The 18,497-nt window shown below is 38.7% G+C and carries 16 protein-coding genes; 4 read left to right on the forward strand and 12 right to left on the reverse strand.

Translation table 11 applies throughout. The annotated features are described in order from the left end of the window. Window positions 1–42: 42 nt before the first annotated feature. From BZZ03_RS01760 to BZZ03_RS01790, 7 genes are all read right to left on the reverse strand, one after another. Window positions 43–1,455, reverse strand: coding sequence for a sensor histidine kinase (locus BZZ03_RS01760; RefSeq protein ID WP_061413491.1), 1,413 nt, complete (start codon window positions 1,453–1,455; stop codon window positions 43–45). Window positions 1,456–1,460: 5 nt separating this feature from the next. Beyond that, complete coding sequence (locus BZZ03_RS01765; RefSeq protein ID WP_213438991.1) at window positions 1,461–2,129, reverse strand: response regulator transcription factor; 669 nt, start codon at window positions 2,127–2,129, stop codon at window positions 1,461–1,463. A gap of 179 nt (window positions 2,130–2,308) precedes the next feature. Further along, window positions 2,309–3,289 (reverse strand): LacI family DNA-binding transcriptional regulator, encoded by a 981-nt coding sequence (locus tag BZZ03_RS01770; protein ID WP_086582228.1) that lies wholly within the window; start codon window positions 3,287–3,289, stop codon window positions 2,309–2,311. 26 nt (window positions 3,290–3,315) lie between these two features. Continuing rightward, entirely contained in the window at window positions 3,316–3,981 is a 666-nt protein-coding gene (gene pgmB / locus BZZ03_RS01775; protein ID WP_086582229.1) for a beta-phosphoglucomutase, read from the reverse strand. After that, window positions 3,974–6,238, reverse strand: a complete 2,265-nt coding sequence (locus BZZ03_RS01780) for a glycoside hydrolase family 65 protein (RefSeq protein ID WP_086582231.1) — start codon at window positions 6,236–6,238, stop codon at window positions 3,974–3,976. The genes pgmB and BZZ03_RS01780 overlap by 8 nt, the downstream gene beginning before the upstream one ends. Before the next feature lie 24 nt (window positions 6,239–6,262). Next, complete coding sequence (locus BZZ03_RS01785; protein WP_086582232.1) at window positions 6,263–7,870, reverse strand: alpha-glucosidase; 1,608 nt, start codon at window positions 7,868–7,870, stop codon at window positions 6,263–6,265. Window positions 7,871–8,124: 254 nt separating this feature from the next. Beyond that, window positions 8,125–9,879: a glycoside hydrolase family 13 protein gene (locus tag BZZ03_RS01790; RefSeq protein WP_086582234.1), complete on the reverse strand. Its 1,755-nt coding sequence runs from the start codon at window positions 9,877–9,879 to the stop codon at window positions 8,125–8,127. Between the two features lie 253 nt (window positions 9,880–10,132). Here BZZ03_RS01790 and BZZ03_RS01795 point away from each other — a divergent pair, with 253 nt between their 5' ends. From BZZ03_RS01795 to BZZ03_RS01805, 3 genes are all read left to right on the forward strand, one after another. Next, a complete protein-coding gene (locus BZZ03_RS01795; protein ID WP_019293810.1) occupies window positions 10,133–11,368 on the forward strand; it encodes an extracellular solute-binding protein in 1,236 nt (411 codons plus the stop codon). A 71-nt stretch (window positions 11,369–11,439) separates the two neighbouring features. Then, window positions 11,440–12,789 carry a carbohydrate ABC transporter permease gene (locus BZZ03_RS01800; RefSeq protein ID WP_086582236.1) on the forward strand — a complete coding sequence of 450 codons (1,350 nt, stop codon included), beginning with the start codon at window positions 11,440–11,442 and terminating at the stop codon, window positions 12,787–12,789. 1 nt (window position 12,790) lies between these two features. Next, window positions 12,791–13,645, forward strand: a complete 855-nt coding sequence (locus BZZ03_RS01805) for a sugar ABC transporter permease (protein WP_004258862.1) — start codon at window positions 12,791–12,793, stop codon at window positions 13,643–13,645. 40 nt (window positions 13,646–13,685) lie between these two features. Here BZZ03_RS01805 and BZZ03_RS01810 read toward each other — a convergent pair whose 3' ends face one another. Beyond that, the gene (locus BZZ03_RS01810; RefSeq protein ID WP_086582237.1) at window positions 13,686–15,056 is read right to left on the reverse strand and encodes an LCP family protein; all 1,371 of its coding nucleotides are present in this window, start codon (window positions 15,054–15,056) and stop codon (window positions 13,686–13,688) included. A 77-nt stretch (window positions 15,057–15,133) separates the two neighbouring features. Beyond that, window positions 15,134–15,676, reverse strand: a complete 543-nt coding sequence (gene msrA / locus BZZ03_RS01815) for a peptide-methionine (S)-S-oxide reductase MsrA (protein ID WP_086582238.1) — start codon at window positions 15,674–15,676, stop codon at window positions 15,134–15,136. A gap of 59 nt (window positions 15,677–15,735) precedes the next feature. Here msrA and BZZ03_RS01820 point away from each other — a divergent pair, with 59 nt between their 5' ends. Further along, a complete protein-coding gene (locus BZZ03_RS01820) occupies window positions 15,736–16,005 on the forward strand; it encodes a bacteriocin immunity family protein (protein WP_019293073.1) in 270 nt (89 codons plus the stop codon). Between the two features lie 52 nt (window positions 16,006–16,057). Here BZZ03_RS01820 and BZZ03_RS01825 read toward each other — a convergent pair whose 3' ends face one another. The 3 genes from BZZ03_RS01825 to cmk form a co-directional block, all read right to left on the reverse strand. Continuing rightward, window positions 16,058–17,104, reverse strand: coding sequence for a VanZ family protein (locus BZZ03_RS01825; RefSeq protein ID WP_061413505.1), 1,047 nt, complete (start codon window positions 17,102–17,104; stop codon window positions 16,058–16,060). 125 nt (window positions 17,105–17,229) lie between these two features. Further along, window positions 17,230–17,754 carry a GNAT family N-acetyltransferase gene (locus tag BZZ03_RS01830; RefSeq protein WP_086582240.1) on the reverse strand — a complete coding sequence of 175 codons (525 nt, stop codon included), beginning with the start codon at window positions 17,752–17,754 and terminating at the stop codon, window positions 17,230–17,232. Between the two features lie 73 nt (window positions 17,755–17,827). Further along, window positions 17,828–18,490: a (d)CMP kinase gene (gene cmk / locus BZZ03_RS01835; protein ID WP_019293076.1), complete on the reverse strand. Its 663-nt coding sequence runs from the start codon at window positions 18,488–18,490 to the stop codon at window positions 17,828–17,830. Window positions 18,491–18,497: the final 7 nt, after the last annotated feature.

Consider the following 18,497-nt stretch of genomic DNA (forward strand, 5'->3'; position numbering starts at 1 on the left):
TTTCACTTTTATTCATAGTGCATAAGTTTACAATCTATTCTATTACTTTTTGTTCACTTTTGCTGATTTGGGAGATGGACTTGTCCGTAAACGGACAGTAAATTTTGTACCACGCGGTTGATTATCTTCAACCGTGATTCGGCCATTATGTGCCTCAGCTATTTGCTGTGCAAGGGATAAGCCAAGACCTAAGCCACCTTTTTGTCGTGTTCTTGCTTTATCCACACGGTAAAATCGGTCAAATATTTTTTTCTTATCAGCTGCTGTAATTCCTTCTCCATTATCAGACACACTCAGTAGAAGGGTTGCTCCATTTTTTTGAACATCAACTTGAATTTCACCATCTTCGCCTGTATATTTCATCGCATTATCAAACAAAATCGTTAAAAGTTGCTTCACTAAGCTTTGATCTAGACTTAAAGCTCCTTCAAATTTTAAGGAAGTTTTTAAAGACTTATCAGAACTTTCTGCCAAGAGCTGGTAATTGCTAAAGATGGCTTCAAAGAATTCCTTATCTGTTGGCTCAGGATTTGTTTTAATGTTATTGTCCTGTCGTGCCATGTTCAACAGATTAGTCGTCAAAAGTCGCATATTACGTACTTCCGAAAGACTCTCCGAGATATTTTCAGATTCTTCAATTATTGTTGCATTCGGATTTTGGAAAAGTAATTCTAAGCGATTTTGTAAAATAGCGAGAGGCGTTCTTAGCTCATGACTTGCATTTTCGACAAAAGCTTTCTGCTTTTCATAGGCAACCATAACAGGACGCAGCGTCCAGTTGGCAAGATACAAGCTAATAATCACGGAAATAAACCAGAACATAACCATTGTTGTAATGATAATAAAATTACTCCGGCTCAAGCTATCTTGAAGTTGATCCACGTTACTAAAAACTTGAATATAAGCAATGTTACTTGCACCATAGGTTGTGTCCAGGTTTGATTGTGGCATCGCCAAGGTAACATATCGATAATGCCAATCAGGACCATAAGGATTCCGAATAGAAATCGACTTGATTTGTCCAAGGGCGTCCTTGTCTAACTTAGCTGTCTTCTCAAGTTGATAACGTACGAGGTCGACACGTATGATTTGTTGCTGACTGCTGCTTCCTGGTTTCGTTGTTGCATCAACACTGCCTGTTGGTCCTAAGACATTGCCCTTTTCATCGTACATGACGATACTGTTTGTTGGACTGTAATTGCCTTGATTAATTTCAAATGTTCCTTGATTAACTCCCGCCTGATCAAGTGCCAGCGCTCTTAATATATCGGGATTAGCTGCTAAATCCCGTAAATTTTGGTCAGTGGACTTATAGACCCCGCTTGTGAGCACTTGCAAAATAATTACTGTGAGTGCAAAGAAGATGATCGTGAAATCTAGAAAAAAATGAAGGAAATTTTTCCCATCATTTTTCACAATTGGCATCGATTTTATTTTTTCAATTATCTTTTTCATAAAGCTTACCGTAAAATATAGCCGACATTACGCAATGTAGCTAGATTTTGGGCAAAGTCTGTATCTTTAAGTTTTTTACGGATTTTACTCATATAAACTTCAACTACAGTTACTGTCGTGTCACTGTCAAAGCCCCAAATGCGGTCAAAGATTTGTTCTTTAGGCAAGATGACATTTTGGTTTTGCATCAAATAAACTACAAGATCAAACTCTTTACCGATTAATTCCACTGGTGTGTCATTCACAAATGCTGACTTATTGGTCAAATTCAAACGCACATTGCCATAAGAAAGACCGTTAGCATCTTCCAGTTTTCCTGTACGTTTTAAGAGCGCCTGAATACGCGCTTTCAACTCATCAAGATAGAAAGGTTTCGTCAAATAATCATCTGCTCCAACATCAAAACCGTGCATCTTATCATCTAAAGACTCTTTTGCAGTCATAATTAAAACTGGTGTATCAATATTCTGATCACGTAATTCTTTGAGTACTTCGAATCCGTTTTTCTCAGGCAACATTAAGTCTAAGAGGATTAAATCATAAATCCCCATTTCTGCTTCATAAAGTCCTTCTTCGCCATCAAAAACTTGCTTTACCTCAGCAAAAGATTTCAAGAAATCGTAAACTGATTTTGACAAAGAGAGGTCATCTTCAACTAATAATATTTTAATCATCGCATCCATCTTTCTTACACTAACGGGAAAATTTACACGAGAAATTTGCCCATCCTTCCCTTTATTTTACACTATTATGACCTTTTTTTCTTATTTAAAGCTAAAAGGAGGTGAAAGCCAATCTTTTTTTGAAATTTACTCATTACAAAACAGTGAAGGGATTTCTTCACTGTTTTTCTTTACTCTTTTTCTTTAGGCGCTGTCGTTTCTCTTAAGATAAGCTCAAAAGGAATAATTGTTTTATCATGGAAGGCTTCCTCATTTTGTGTCAGCCCAAGAAACTTCTCGACTGTTGCTGCTCCAAGACGTACGATATTGATGTCAAAGGTTGTCAGATAAGGATGAACAAGTGTTGAAAAGGCAGAGTTGTTGTAAGTAATCACGCTAACATCTTCTGGTACTTTTACACCTTGCTCTGACAAGCGAGAGATTACTTTCAAAGCTAAGACTTCATCCATAACAACAAGGCCTGTTTCTTCTTTCAAGGTCATGTTTTCTTCAAAAACGAGTAAATTCGGCTTGCTCTGTTTTTTCAGCATCTCATCTTGATAGCCTTGATAGCGTTCCTCAAAGACTTCACCATCTTTCGTATCGGTCACAAAAGAAATCTCCGAATGCCCCAAATCCATCAAATATTTGGTCGCCTCATGCCCCATCAAGACATTGTCGTTATCCACATGTGTAATTTCATTTTGCTTTTCTGTTGGCGTGCCTAAAAGAACGAAAGGAATCTTGTTATCAAAAAGGTAATTGCGAACACTATCTGCTTTCCCCGCATAAAGGACAATAAAACCATCCACGCGCTTCTCGGAATACATCAACTCAACTTGTTGTTTCAGCTCACTCTCTTGATAACCAGTCACAACAGCAATTGAAACATCGTATTTGCGTGCTGTTTCATTAATCGAAGTCAAAACTTTCATATAAAAAGGTTGGTTTGATTTGTCTTCGACAGGAGGAAAGACGACTCCAATCGTATTAGATTTCCCTGATGCTAGAATCTGAGCCGCCACATTGCGCGTGTAGCCGAGTTCTTGCATTGCTTTTCTTACTTTAACTTTTGTCTTCTCACTGATTTCCGAACTATCTTTGAGAACACGGCTAACTGTTGAAGCATTCACACCCGCTTTTTTTGCTACATCTTTTATCGTAACGGCCATATACTATCTCCTGATTCTACTCTCTTCTACTTATTTTCCCAAACTTTTGTTAATAATTCAAGAGACAGACTGTTTGTATTTGAAACTAAAGCAATATCCGTTCCTAAGTCTTCAGCAGAACCCACACCTAAAGGTAATGCGCCTGCTGCTTTTATCGCTGCAATACCAGCCTGGGCATCTTCAATTCCTATACATGAAGTAATAGGAACATCAACACCGGCTGCAGCAGCCAAAAAGATATCTGGTGCAGGTTTTGAAGCTGCAACTTTTGCCGGATCAGCAATGGCATCAAAATACGTGCTCAACTCCATCGCTTCAAGAAGGAATGGACCATTTTTTGAGGCAGAAGCCAAAGCAATCTTGATATTTTGGGCGCGTAAATCTTTCAGCAAATCTAATATGCCAGGATAAATATCCTCTGGTCCTACCTTTTGAATCATTTGGACATAGTTATCATTTTTTTGCTTAGCAAGCTGAGCAAAACTTTCGGCATCATATGTTTCACTCTTTCCACCAAGCTCCAATATTTTTTTCAAAGAATCTTCGCGGGATACACCTTTGAGCTGTTCATTAAAAGTTCTATCTACTCCAGCTATTCCTAATTCTTCAGCCAAAGCTTTCCAGGCTTGAAAATGATACTCTGCGGTATCGGTAATTACTCCGTCAAGATCAAATAATACTGCTTTAAACATGCTTCACCTCTGCTTCATAAGTACCTTCCAATTGGACTGATTCACCATAAACTTCTAAGGCAATCGGTTCACCTTTGAGCAATTTTATCTGAAGCTTTTCTCCTACACTGACTTTGAGCAGACGCCCACGATAATTAATACGGAAGCTATAAGCATCCCAAGCATTTGGAATGAAAGGCGCAAAACTTAACTGACCGTTCCATGTTTTCATTTGGGCAAAACCTTGCACAATCGCCAACCAAGAACCTGTCATTGAGGTAATATGTAAACCGTCTTCTGTATCATTATTGTAGTTGTCAAGGTCCAAACGTGCAGTCCGTTCATACATTTCAACTGCTTTATCTTCCATTCCAAGTTCGGCAGCTAAAATTGCGTGAATGGATGGAGAAAGTGAACTTTCATGAACAGTTAATGGCTCATAAAAGTTAAAGTTACGACATTTTTCTTCTAAGCTATATTGGTTGCCAAAGAAATAAATCCCTTGCAAAACATCTGCCTGCTTAATATATGGTGAGCGCAAAATACGATCCCATGACCAGTTTTGATTCAAAGGCAAGTGCTTGGGATCTAAATCCGCAACTGGCGTCAAATCCTTGTCTAAAAAGCCATCATGCTGGACAAAAATCCCTAACTCTTCATCTGTTGGATAATACATATGGGTAGTGATATCAGTCCACTGCGATAATTCTTCTGTCGAAACCTGTAAATCTGGCCGAGGGTATTTTTTCAAACCTTCCATTGTATAATTCAAAACCCAAGTTGCCAATGTGTTGGTATACCAGTTATTATTGATATTATTTTCATATTCATTTGGTCCTGTAACCCCATGAATCATGTAAGCTTTTTGTCTCTCCGAATAGTGAACACGGTCTGCCCAGAAGCGTGAAATTTCTACAAGTACTTCAAGACCTTCCTGAGCCAAATAGGTTTCATCGCCAGTATAATTGCTATAATTATAAATAGCATAAGCTATAGCACCGTTACGGTGAATTTCCTCAAAAGTGATTTCCCATTCATTATGGCACTCAATACCTGTAAAAGTCACCATTGGATAAAGTGCTCCAACCAAGCCTTGCTGTCTTGCATTGTGTTGTGCTTGGGGCAATTGTTTATGACGGTAGCGTAATAAGTTTTGCGTCACTTGCTGATCTGCTAAAGAAAGATAAAGCGGAACTGCATAGGCTTCAGTATCCCAATAAGTTGCTCCGCCATATTTCTCCCCTGTAAAGCCTTTAGGACCAATATTGAGGCGCTCGTCTTCACCATAATAAGTTGCAAAAAGTTGGAAGAGATTGAAACGAATACCTTGTTGTGCTTGATCAGAACCTTTAATTTCAACATCCGCAAGTTCCCAACGTTCGCCCCAAGCTTCTGCATGCTCTTGTAAAAGTTGTGTATAAGATTTCACTTGAATTACTTCTTCTAGGCTTGCTAAGGCTTCATGCATTGCAGCTAAATTACTATAATCACGGCTCGTCAGAACAAGCACACGTTTTTCAAAATGTAGTGTTTCCTGTTCCACAGTTGCTTCATGGTAATTAATAACTTTTTCTTCTTGAGTTTCTTGCCCTTGAGCTTGAAAATCTCCCTTAAAACTTTGCCCTGCCAGTACGGTAAATTGCTCTACGCCAAAGGGGTTAGCAATCGTTTGATTGGCAATGTAAGTTCCTTCTTTGTCGCCTCCTTTATCTAAAACAGTCCAGAATTTTTCTTCATAATTGGAATCTTCATTGTGCACATCAGCATCAATAAATGAAGCAGTACGTACTTTGTGCGATTGACCATCCACACTAGAGAATTTGAAGGAGAAGACAGCTAATTCTGGATGAACGATCGACATAAAACGCTCAACGGAAACAGCAACGCCAGCTTTTTCATAAGAATAAGAGAGAACTGCTTTTTGCATATCTAAGGAAAGGTGGAAATTAGTGATACTATCAGTATAAAGGTCAACTTCTTCATCATCGATAAAAAGTGAAACTCCCGAGAAGTTTAAAGCATTGATTGCCTTACCAAAATATTCTGGGTAACCATTTTTCCACCACCCCACACGCGTTTTATCTGGAAACCAGACACCTGCAATATATGTACCTTGATGGTGATCGCCTGAGTACTTTTCTGAAAAATTACCGCGCATTCCCATGTAACCATTCCCGATTGAGGTTAAAGATTCCTGAAGACGGCGTTCTTCCTTTTCTAATTTACTGGATTGGATATGCCAAGGATCAATTTCCATAATTCTGCTGATTTTTTTCATCTTTTTTCCTATCTTTTTCTTTTCTTACTTTTTCTTAAACACTTGATATTCCCAAGGAAGGAAAGTCATCTTCTTTTCCAACTTTCTTGGGCGGCTTCCTAAAATATGCTGGTAATCTTCTATTTCTACTTGGTTAAACTCCAGATGTGCCTTTTTAGTACCTAAATTCGTAATAATCAAAAATGAGTCACGTTCGTAAACAAAGGCTGTCAGATGTTGCTCAAACCAAAACTTTATTGACCCACGCGCAATGTCTTCTTCCTCATGGCGAAGATGAATTAAGACTTTATAAAGATCGATAAGCTCCTGTGATTTTTCTGTGTTTACTTCCTTATAATCTGGATGAATAGGCATCCAAGGTTTGCCGCTGGTAAATCCTGCGTTTGGGCTCGCGTCCCATTGCATCGGTGTACGAGAGTGATCTCTGCTGTTTGCCATCACTGTATCCAAAGCTTCACTTTTAGTCATTCCCTGAGAAATTAATGCTTCATAAGCCTGCTTGATTTCAGTTGCATCTGTCTGGGTGATATCTGTAAAAGGAAAATTACTCATTCCAATTTCTTGTCCCTGATAGATAAATGGAGTCCCTCGAAGAAGCATATAAGATACGGCTAAAGCTTTAGCCGACGCGATGCTGCCATCACCAAAACAACTGATTGCTCGTGGTTGGTCATGATTTTCTAAATAAAGTGCATTCCAACCTCGTGCAAGCATATCCTTTTGCCAACGTATAATTGTCTTTTTGTAACCATACATCCAGCCACGTCCTGCGTAATTCTTCTGACGTACATTGTGTTCCAATTCAAAAATCATCTTAAGGTAGCCAGACCTTGCATCCGTCCAATCAGGCGCCTCAGTTGAAGTCACACCTGAAGCTTCCCCAACTGTTAAAGCATCATATTGGTCAAATATTTCTTTTAAATCAGCCATATAATTTTCAATACCTGACACATTCATAAAAGGCTGCCAAGGGTCATTCCCTCTTAGAGACTTGATATTAAAAGACCAGTCTTCCTTTTGAATATGAGAAATCGCATCCAAACGAAAACCATCTATACCTAATTCCAACCACCATTTAATCATCGTATAGATTTCCTGACGCACTTGGGGATTCTTCCAGTTCAAGTCAGGTTGTTCTTTCGCAAAGACATGAAAATAAGCTTGTTGCGTCTGCTCATCATAAGTCCAAGTAGAGCCACCAAAGAAAGATTGCCACTCATTCGGCATTTTTTCGGGTGTTGCATCTGCCCAGTGATAGTAATCTCGATAGGGATTATCCTTTGATTTTTGACTTTCAATAAACCAAGGATGCTGATCGGAAGTATGATTCACAACCAAATCCATAATCACTTTCAAGCCGTTATCATGCGCTTTTTGCAGAAGTTCTTTTAAATCTTCCAAGCTACCAAAGCGAGCATCAATACTATAAAAATCAGCTATATCGTAGCCGCCATCCACTTGTGGACTTGTGTAAATGGGGTTAAGCCAAATAAAATCTATCCCCAAATCTTTCAAGTAAGGCAGCTTTTCGATAATTCCCTGTAAATCCCCCATACCATCACCATTACTGTCTTTAAAAGACTTGGGATAAATCTGGTAACCTGTCCAATTCGCAAAATCGTCTTTTTTCATTTTTTTCCTTTTGATTATCTCTCTTGAAATTAAAGCTAGTCCTTCGCAAACAATAAATAGAGTCAGAAAGACATTTGTCTATAATTCTGCTTAAATATTTTACTCTAGGTGTTTCCCTGCACCCACTCACTCGAAACCGAGGGGCTTTTTCTCTATTATGTCAAAATTTTTCCATATAAGAAGCAATATCTGGGCAGAGTTATCTTTTAGAAGAATGAGCTATCGTTTCATCTCTATCTCTTGTTTAATTTCTACTATTTATAGATTATAAATCCGTTTTTCTGAACATGATTGTCTTCAGCCAAGTGGGCCAAGACTATTTCTCCCTCTTCAACACTAACCGGCTGTTCCCCCTTATTAAAGACTGCCTTAAGTGCGCCACGTTCCAGTTTCACCACTCCTTGAGTGTCATCAACACTCTGCCATTCTAAATCAGATTGACTAAGTGTCTCTGCGTATTCTCTACGGAAAGCTACCAAAGCTTTGAAGAAAGCAAACATTTCTAAGTCTTGGTGTTCTTCAGTCCAAGGCATGCATTTGCGGCAATCTGGATCAGCACCACCATCTAGACCATATTCGTCACCGTAATAGATACATGGAACACCGGGTTGGAGGTACATAAAGGCTTGAACTTGTTTGACCAAGTCTTTACTTCCTTTGGCTTGTGTTAAAAGACGTGGTGTATCATGTGAATCTAAGATGTTAAACATGACTTGATTCGTCTGTTGACGATAAAGCATAAGCTGCGCATTAATTGTCGAAACCATTTGTTCTAAACTTAGATCTTCTTTCACAAAAGTGTCAATGATTGCATTGGTATAAGCATAGTTCATAACTGCTGAAAATTCATCGCCAACGAGCCAAGGTTGTGCTGAGTGCCAAACTTCTCCTAAGATATAGAAATCTTCTTTTGCTGAATCACATGTTGTACGGAATTTTTTCCAGAAGGCATGATCGACCTCGTCTGCTACATCTAAACGCCACGCATCAATATCACATTCCTTGATCCAGTATTCTGCAATATTGAGCAAATACTCTTGAACTTCTGGATTGGCAGTATTTAGTTTCGGCATATGTGGTGTAAAAGCAAATGTATCGTAAGTTGCTGTTTCAGAAACTTCAAAATCCTCGGTCGGTGTGTAGGTTGCTGGCCATTCGTTAACATGGAACCAATCTGCATATTTTGAATTTTCTTGATGCTTGAGAACGTCTTGCCACTGCGGGCTAGTATCACCGATATGATTAAAGACAGCATCAAGCATTACTTTAATCCCTCGTTGGTGTGCCTCTTTCACTAATGTTTTGAAAACTTCTAAATCACCAAAATACTGATCAATTTTCAAATAATCTTCCGTATCATACTTATGGTTAGAATAGGCTTGGAAAACAGGAGTAAAGTAAATGCCATTTACGCCTAAGTCTGTCAGATGATCCAAATGATCAATTACTCCTTGGAGATCGCCGCCATACAAGTCTTGACGATTGGGAGATTCAGTTGGATCCCATTCTTTCACTCCAACTGGATTAATAGCTGGATTTCCATTAGCAAAGCGTTCTGGGAATATTTGATACCAAACTGTATTTTTAACCCATTCAGGAGCCTTAAAACGATCAACATCATGGAAGAATGGCATACGAAATGCTGCATATTTTTTTGTGAGTAATTTTACTTCGTAAGGAAGAATACCAGAGTCGCTATAGACAACCTTTTCCCCATCGTAATCCGTAATCACGAACAAGTAGTCCATACGTTTATGTGGAACGCCGACCTCTGTCACATAGAAATCACTTTCTGCTGTGGATAAACCATGTTTCATTTCTACTTCTTGATAATCCCAAACCATTTCTGATTCATCATCGCGTTTTACAAACATATAAGGGTCACCATAGATCAATGCAACACTTTGAACGTCGTCACGTGCAACACGTAAACGGATATGAATTGTTTCCTCTGTATAGAGATAAGCAAATTCTGATTCTGGACGGTGATAAATGGCTGCTTTATTCATGAATAAATACCTCTTTTTTTCTTGTTTTTTTCATTTTAGCACAAGCTCATCTTTTGCGCAACCGTTTGCAGTATATTTTTTTCTCGAAAATAAAAACCATTGTAAAACTTTCTATTATATGCAGCCATAACATGTATATACCAACACATACAGTAATCAAATTGTAATAAGTTTGCACTTGACAAAACGGAAGCGTTTGCATAAAATAGAATTACAAATTAGAATAATTATTTTCATTAGGAGGAAATATTTTATGAACACATGGAAAAAAATCGCTCTGAGTAGCGTTTCTCTGATTGCTCTTGCTAGCCTCGCTGCTTGTGGGAATAGTAAGGGTAGTGAAAGCACAACTTCTTCATCTTCAGATGCTAAAGACCATAAAGGTGCAGTTACACTCTGGGTCGATCCAGCAAATGTTGCTTCTTATAAAGATTTAATTAAAAACTTCAACAAAGAATATCCAAACATTAAAGTTACAGTCACACAGTCTCCAAATGGTTCTGCAAATGCAAAACAAGATGTGAGTAAAGACCCCGGACAAGCCGCAGATGTCTTTAAAGTACCCAACGACCAGTTGGGGGCCATGGCTGAAGCGGGCTACATCAATCCTCTTTCACCATCAGCAACAGATTGGGTGAAATCAAATGATATTTCTATCGCTGTTGATGCTGTCTCTTGGAAAGGTAAACTCTACGCTTATCCACAAGATGAACAGTCAAATATTGTTTACTACAACAAGGCAAAATTTAGTGAAGCTCCAAAAGATTGGGCAGATTTTACAGCAGAAACACCAATTGGAACAGATTTTACAAACTCCTACAACTGGTATCCTGTATTCCTAGCTAATGGAACACAGCTCTTCGGTAAAGATGGTGAAACGGTTGACGGTACAGATGCAAATACTAAAGCTGGCGTTCAAGCTATGACTTGGTTTGCGCAACAAAAAGCAAATCCTGGTGTTAAACAGTCAGGTACAGCCCTCCTGGCCGACCTCAAATCTGGTAAAACACAAGCAATCCTCGATGGCCCATGGGACGGTAGCACAGTGAAGGAAATCCTTGGCGACAACTTTGGTGCAACAACCTTACCAACTGCTGATTTTGGATCAGGATCTAAACAAATGCAAGCCTTCTCCGGTGTCGGTACACTGGCTGTGAATTCACAATCAGAAGATCCTGTTGCTGCTTCTGCTTTAGCTCAGTATCTATCAAATACTGAATCACAATTAGCACTCTATAAAGCTAATAATGCAATTCCAGTTTCAAAAGAAGCCCAAAAAGATTCTGAAGTTGCAAAAGATCCCGTAGCTCTTGCAGTTATCAAACAAGTAGAAAACGATACATTGATGCCTAAGATGCCACAAATGGCAACATTCTGGAACTTGGCTGCCCCACTTATTGAGAATGCCTACACAGGTAAGACTCCGGCTACACAATACCAAGCACAACTTGATAATTTCGTAAAATCAATCTCATCAGCTACTGAATAATTTTTGATTAACTTAAGGGGATTGGGCTCATCCTAATCCTCTTATTTTTTATATACAAAAGGGTAAAATATATGTTTAAAAAGAAAATTAAACCATCTCCTGAAGCAACATACAAAGAGGTGTGGCATGAAGGTGATATTTTCACAAAACTCAGCTTCTTTATCATGGGTTTAGCGCAACTAAAAAATAAACAATGGCTCAAGGGCCTTAGCTTCCTCATTATCGAAATTGTCTTCCTTTTCTGGCTCATCTTCAATGGCATTAGCTCCATCAGTCTTTTGAGTAGCCTTGGACATGTCAAGACTAAGCAAGTCGTTTTTGATGAAGCACGACAAATTTATGTCACTCAACAACCTGACAACTCCATGCTCATCCTCCTTTTTGGTGTCATGTCCTTAGTGCTCATTGCAATGGTTGCAGTTATCTATATTACAAGCCTTCGTTCCACACGTCATCTCTATGTCTTGAATCGTGACGGAGAGCATATCCCTACGACTATGGAGGATTTGGCTACGCTCTTAGATAGTCGCCTCCATTACACACTGATGGCGATTCCCTTACTCGGTATTTTAATTTTCACGATTGCTCCTTTGCTTTTCATGATTACCATTGCTTTTACCAATTTTAATCAAGATCATCCTATTGGATTTTCTTGGACGGGGTTCGCTTCATTTGGTGAGATTCTGACCGGTAACATCGCTGGAACTTTCTTCCCTGTCTTAGGCTGGACTCTCGTTTGGGCTGTGGCTGCAACAGCGACAACTTTCTTCTTTGGTGTCTTACTTGCTCTTTTGATTGAATCATCTGGAATTAAATTTAAAGCTTTCTGGCGGACACTCTTTGTTATCGTTATGGCTGTTCCTTCTTTTGTTTCACTCTTAATGATGAACATGTTCCTAGACAACAATGGGCCGCTCAACAGTTGGCTCCAAAGTATCGGTCTTATTGATCATCCTATTCCATTTTTAATGGATCCTTTGTTAGCGAAGTTTTCTGTTATCGGCGTTAACATGTGGATTGGTATTCCTGTCTCTATGTTAATTTCAACAGCGATTATCCAAAACTTGCCATCAGATCAGATTGAAGCAGCTAAAATTGATGGTGCCAACAGTTTTGATATTTTCCGCTCTATTACCTTCCCTCAAATTTTGTTCGTTATGACCCCTGCCTTGATTCAACAATTTATCGGGAATATTAACAACTTCAACGTTATTTTCCTTTTGACTGGTGGTGGACCACTGAACGCCGAATACTTCCAAGCAGGTTCCACTGACTTATTAATTACCTGGCTTTATAGCTTAACCATGAAGTCGATTCCAAGTTATAACATCGCTTCAGCTATTGGTATCGTTATCTTTATCATCTCAGCTACAGCTTCATTGTTTGCTTACCGCCGTACAAATGCTTTTAAGGAGGGCTAAAATGAAATCATATAAACGCCAACGTCAAGCTTCATTAGTACTCAGATACTTGCTCTTGACCTTACTTGCAATCATCTGGATTTTCCCAATTGTATGGATTATCCTTACCAGCTTTTCTAAAAATAACACTGGTTTTGTTTCGACATTCATTCCCCAGCAGTGGACCCTGGATAATTTTACTGGTATTTTCAATAACCCGGTTTATCCTTACGGACATTGGCTCCTTAATACTTTTGTCATCGCTGTTATCTGTGCAGTTGTTAACACGCTGATTACTACTGTTATGTCTTATGTATTGTCACGTTTACGCTTCAAATTGCGCAAACCATTCTTACAGTTAGCACTTATCATTGGAATGTTCCCAGGTATCATGGCGATGATTGCTCTTTATTACATCCTCAAATCATTCAATATGACCAACTTAGTGGGACTGACTTTGATTTATATAGGTGGCTCTGGTTTAGGCTTCTATATCTTTAAAGGTTTCCTTGATACAATCCCTGCATCAATTGATGAAGCCGCTGTGATTGACGGTGCAACCAAATGGCAAATTTTCACCAAAATTACCTTGCCTTTGTCAAAACCAATGATTGTTTACACATCACTCACTGCTTTTATTGCACCTTGGCTTGATTTCCTCTTTGCGAGTGTCATCTTAGGTGGTGGCGATCCTAAATCAAGGACCATTGCCTATGGCTTGCAAAACATGATGACCAACTCCAGAGGTTCCTCTGCAACAAACTTTACCCAATTTGTTGCAGGATGTGTGATTATCGCCATTCCTATCACTATTCTCTTCATTGTTATGCAAAAATTCTATGTTAAAGGAATCACTGCTGGTGCAGATAAAGGATAACAAACTAAAAAAGCACTCAACTTATAGTTGAATGCTTTTTTTATTGTCCTAAAAGTTCTTGTGCTTTTGCACTATACTTGTCCATATCAATGAGGATACCTGAACCTCCGTACATATCATAGGCAGATTGCCAATCATTGTCGGATGGGATGGTTGTGTTTTCTATACCGCCAAACATTGCCGGTAAAGCTTTTGTGATCAGGAATGTGTTAGAAAGATTAGTCATTGTAACAGCTCGAGCTGTACCCAAGGCACTTGCACCAGTAAAGAGTGTCAAAGGATTTTTAACTTTCGATGTGAGAGTTTGCATCACTTGTTGTTGACGTTGCACACGGCCAAAGTCTCCTTGATCATCGTGGCGGAAACGTGCATAGTTCAAAAGTGTACGTCCATCCATTCGTTGTGGGCCTTGCTTAATCATCATAAAGATTCCACCACCATCAGGATAGCCCAAGGCCGCGGCTTCTTCTGCACTCAATTCCTTATCGTTTTTAGCCATCCCTTCAGTTTCTGCTAAATCATCCGGTACAGGGACTTCATCAAACTTTTGACCATTAATTGTGGCGAATTTGGCATCAATCTTTACTCCACCAGGGAACATTGAGTCAATCACTGTTGCAAAACTTGAGAAATCAACCACAGCGTAATATTTGGCATTTATACCAAAATTTTGTTGCAAGGTTTGACGCACAAGTTCAACACCTTGATTCTCATTTTGCTCACCAATCGTGAAGGCTGCATTAAGCTTCATGTTAGGTCCTTGGCTTGCATCACCAACTCCTGGAATGTTGACCAAAGTATCACGCATAAAGCTCACCAATTGCATTTTGCCGCTTTTGCCAATATTCAAAACCATAATACTGTCTGAATGGGCCACTCCTGAGCTTTGTCCTGGTCGTTGATCAGCACCTAAGAGAAGGATATTGACTGAGCCATCCGCATTGGCAGCACCATTGAATTGTTCGGCTTTGATCGCGCCACCTTCTCGACTAATCCCACGCTGATAACCATAAATGAAGAAACCAATCATAATCAAAATCAAGGCGATTAAGATAAAGAAAATCCGTTTTATCCAACTTTTCTTTTTCCTTGGCTTTTTACTTGCTGCTTCCTCAGGCCTTTCATCATCAATGCTCTCTTCCGCACGACGGTTATCTTTCTTTTTCCCACGTTTGGATAAAAAGGGCGCTGGTGCTGAATCTAAAGAACGGCTGGATCTACTCCGTCTCTCAGAAGAAGAACTTTCAGACTGTGCGCGCTCTTCTTCTATGTCAGCCGCATATTCTTCTTCAAGGGCCTGCCACCCTTCTATTTCTTCTACTAGTTCATAATATTCTTGCTTTTCGCGTTCACTTAAGTAAGCTTTATTTGCTCTTAAGTATTCAAAACGTTTTTGTTTATTATCTTTCATTATCTGTCTATTATATCATGATTTTTTATTTTTGATAAAAGCCTTTCATAATTCTCAGCAAAATACAGATCCTTTTCTTAAGCTTTTTTGCCAAAAAATTTATTTCTGAAGCGTTTAACTTTCAGAAACTGTTCACGTGCCTTGTGCATCTGTTTATATCTTTTAGGGTTCTTTTTATAAAAATCTTGGTGATAATCTTCAGCTGGCCAAAATGTTTGCGTATTTTCTATAGGGACTATGATTGGTTTATCCCAAAGCCCCGACTCCGACAATTCCTGCTTGCTTTTCTCAGCAGTTTGACGTTGCTCATCATTCTCAACGTAGATAACTGGTCTATAATTACTGCCTCGATCGTAAAATTGACCTTCTCCATCCGTCGGATCAATAAGACTCCAGTAAATTCCCAGTAAGGTCTCGTAAGAAATAACGGTATTTTCAAAAATTATCTCCACAGCTTCAGTGTGTCCCGTATATTTACCCGATACTTCATCATATGTCGGGTCATCGACATGCCCCCCGGTATAACCGCTGGTAACAGACAGTATACCTGGACGAGTTTCAAAAGGTTCAACCATGCACCAAAAACATCCACCAGCAAAAACTGCAATTTCTTTACTCATAGCTCTTCCTCCAAGCACATTATAGCATAATGAAAAGGTTTGCATGCTATAATTTAACTATGAAAAAACCGTTAAATCAGACTGAAATATTGAACGAAATGTATAATTTAATCTTGAGTAAACATATTCGTGAGTGGGAACGTGCTTTAATATTAGAAGCCAAAAATCGCATTGAAAGTCAAGGTAATCTTGAAGAAGCCTTAACCCAATTAGAGGCTCAATTACGCCCACTAGCTCTTCGCTATAATTTAACACCTATGACAACCGAATTTTATAACAAAATATCCACTTCGGGTTTGTTTGGCCGCGGTGTCGGGCATCGTTTATAAATAATCATCTTTTTAGTAAAAAAAACGTTAGTAGATTTAACGTTTTTTTATTTCAAATTTCTTTTGCACTTAACTCTGTTTGACTCAAGCGTTCATACCACAGCTTTCGTGTACGGGAAAGTGTGGCAAAGAGAATATCTAATAGAGGTAACAGAAGAAGAATGAAAGAAAGGACTACCATTAAGAAATTTTGTCCCAATTCTTTTTGTGGAATATAGCCTGAACGTTGTAAGAAATAAGACAAGAGACCAATAATCCCAAAATTAACGAAAGATAAGAGTTGTCGACTTAAAATCTTCCAACGACTTCCTTCTATCCTTATCTTAAGAAGTTTTTGGCCAAAAGTGACACCAAAAATGACTGGAATCCCCACAAATGTAATAAGCATTGCTATATAGAAATGAGGTACAATGTTTGCAATAATATTTGCTAAAACAAAATCTACGCCAAAGGCAATACTTCGACGTATCATCCCAATCTGAGCAGGAATGGCTTGTTTGGCATCCAAATCTGGTAAAACCTTAACAAGTAGGCAAGCAATCCCAAAACCAAGCAAACTTCCTAGCGTATTAATCATTAAATCATCAACATCAAAAAGACGATAAGGACGAGGATAAAGACCAAAAAGAGCCGAACGCTGTAAAAGTTCAAACGATAAGGTGAGCATGAAACTCCACATTAAGGTTTGCGAAAAATTACGCTTAAAGAGGTAACGCAAATATATCCCAAATGGCAATGTCAAAAGAAGATTAAAAAAAGGTTGGATGAAACTTGGTGCTTTCAAGGCCATTAGCCATGTAGAAGGCTCGTTAAGTACCAGCGGGTTATAAGCGATGAACTGACGTACAAATTCAAAGGGAACAAGATTTTGCTTAGGACCTGTCATCTGTGCAACCTGTGCCACATCAGGCAAAGGAAAAATAGTCATCGCATAAGCACAAACTATATAAAGGACAAAAGAAAAATTGACAATAAACCGCCAAGGGTTAACACGTCCATATTTACGATATTGAACAATCATATAAGGAATAAGGCTCAGCAAGAAAAAAACAAAGAAGAGCAATACACCTATTTGAATAGCATGGAGATAAGTAAGCATAGAAATCCTTTTTTAAAATTTTATCTTTATTATAACAAAATTTATAAATGGAGATTGTGAGCCAGTTTAAAGAAATAGCTTAAATCAAGTGGAAGTTGATATTATTACTGCTGCTCACACCCTGTTTATACATCAAAGGCTTGCGCATATTTGATACACCCCGAAATATTTTTTAGTGCATTGGGTTGTAAAGGACGAATCATAAAAGCTTCTGCTGGAACGTCTAATGGTGCCGTAACCTTATATTTTTCAGCAGATACATAGCCAAAACGAGAATAATATTGGGGATGCCCCAGAATACTTATAAAAGGGAAATCTTGTTGAACGGCACGCTTTTCCAACTCTTTCAGCAAATTTTCTCCCACTTTTTTACCTTGCCAAGAAGGTAAAACAGCTAATGGCGCAAGAACCAGTCCTGTAAAACTTTCTTTAGCGTTGATAATCTCGACTTCACTTAGTAAACCATAACCAATAATTTTCGCTCCTTCAGTGGCGACAACTTCTAAACCATCGACATAGCTGCAATCTGTCCGAATCTTTTCCACAAGCTCTGCTTCATTACCATAACCATGTTCGGACCTGCTAAATGATTGACGAATTAACTGCTCAACTTCTTTATAGTCTGTTCGCCCAATACTTCTTATTTCCAAAGTTGCCCTCCTTCATTTATAGAAAAACAAACGGAATACCTTTACTCCGTTTGTTCCTTTAAAAATTGATTGATTACAAGAGTTCTCGTGCTTTTTCTTCGATGAAACCTGCCACTTGATCAATCGTTTTTCCTGTACTGTCTAGTAAAATTGCATCCTCTGCTTGTTTTAGAGGGGAAACTGCTCGTGTACTATCCTTACGATCTCGTTCGGCGATTTCCACTTTGAGTTTTTCCAAATCAGTAGGAATATTTTTTTGTAAATTTTCTTTATAACGACGCTCTGCTCGTTCATCCACAGAAGCCACGAGGAAAATCTTCAAATCTGCATGAGGTAGGACAACCGTACCAATATCACGTCCATCCATGATAATGCCACCTTCGTCAGCAATGCGCTGTTGCTCAGCAACTAAAAATTCCCGTACTGGAGCTAAAGCAGAGATTTTTGAAACATTCTGTGTTACTTCGTTTGTACGAATAATCTTAGTAATATCCTCTGTTCCTAAAAATACAAGTTGTCCATCAGCCGTATTTTTAAAGAAAATTGGTTTTTTCTTGATCACATCAATAATTTTTTGAGGATCCTCCGTTTTGTTTTGGAGGGCAACCAAAGTTGCAGCACGGTACATCGCACCTGTATCTAAATAGATAATCCCAAGATTTTGTGCAACGATTTTAGCGACAGTTGATTTTCCGCTTGAGGCGGGACCATCAACAGCAATTTGTAACTTTATCATGTTTCTT

It is taken from the genome of Lactococcus petauri (assembly GCF_002154895.1).
Taxonomy (GTDB): domain Bacteria; phylum Bacillota; class Bacilli; order Lactobacillales; family Streptococcaceae; genus Lactococcus; species Lactococcus petauri.

Excerpts from the sequence above, each read along its gene's own strand:
- BZZ03_RS01795 (WP_019293810.1), top strand. The coding sequence starts at position 10,133 with ATGAACACATGGAAAAAAATCGCTCTGAGTAGCGTTTCTCTGATTGCT.
- BZZ03_RS01805 (WP_004258862.1), top strand. The coding sequence starts at position 12,791 with ATGAAATCATATAAACGCCAACGTCAAGCTTCATTAGTACTCAGATAC.
- BZZ03_RS01780 (WP_086582231.1), bottom strand. The coding sequence starts at position 6,238 with ATGAAAAAAATCAGCAGAATTATGGAAATTGATCCTTGGCATATCCAA.
- BZZ03_RS01790 (WP_086582234.1), bottom strand. The coding sequence starts at position 9,879 with ATGAATAAAGCAGCCATTTATCACCGTCCAGAATCAGAATTTGCTTAT.
- BZZ03_RS01825 (WP_061413505.1), bottom strand. The coding sequence starts at position 17,104 with ATGCTTACTTATCTCCATGCTATTCAAATAGGTGTATTGCTCTTCTTT.
- BZZ03_RS01770 (WP_086582228.1), bottom strand. The coding sequence starts at position 3,289 with ATGGCCGTTACGATAAAAGATGTAGCAAAAAAAGCGGGTGTGAATGCT.
- pgmB (WP_086582229.1), bottom strand. The coding sequence starts at position 3,981 with ATGTTTAAAGCAGTATTATTTGATCTTGACGGAGTAATTACCGATACC.
- BZZ03_RS01820 (WP_019293073.1), top strand. The coding sequence starts at position 15,736 with ATGAAAAAACCGTTAAATCAGACTGAAATATTGAACGAAATGTATAAT.
- BZZ03_RS01760 (WP_061413491.1), bottom strand. The coding sequence starts at position 1,455 with ATGAAAAAGATAATTGAAAAAATAAAATCGATGCCAATTGTGAAAAAT.
- cmk (WP_019293076.1), bottom strand. The coding sequence starts at position 18,490 with ATGATAAAGTTACAAATTGCTGTTGATGGTCCCGCCTCAAGCGGAAAA.
- BZZ03_RS01810 (WP_086582237.1), bottom strand. The coding sequence starts at position 15,056 with ATGAAAGATAATAAACAAAAACGTTTTGAATACTTAAGAGCAAATAAA.
- BZZ03_RS01785 (WP_086582232.1), bottom strand. The coding sequence starts at position 7,870 with ATGAAAAAAGACGATTTTGCGAATTGGACAGGTTACCAGATTTATCCC.
- msrA (WP_086582238.1), bottom strand. The coding sequence starts at position 15,676 with ATGAGTAAAGAAATTGCAGTTTTTGCTGGTGGATGTTTTTGGTGCATG.
- BZZ03_RS01800 (WP_086582236.1), top strand. The coding sequence starts at position 11,440 with ATGTTTAAAAAGAAAATTAAACCATCTCCTGAAGCAACATACAAAGAG.
- BZZ03_RS01765 (WP_213438991.1), bottom strand. The coding sequence starts at position 2,129 with ATGATTAAAATATTATTAGTTGAAGATGACCTCTCTTTGTCAAAATCA.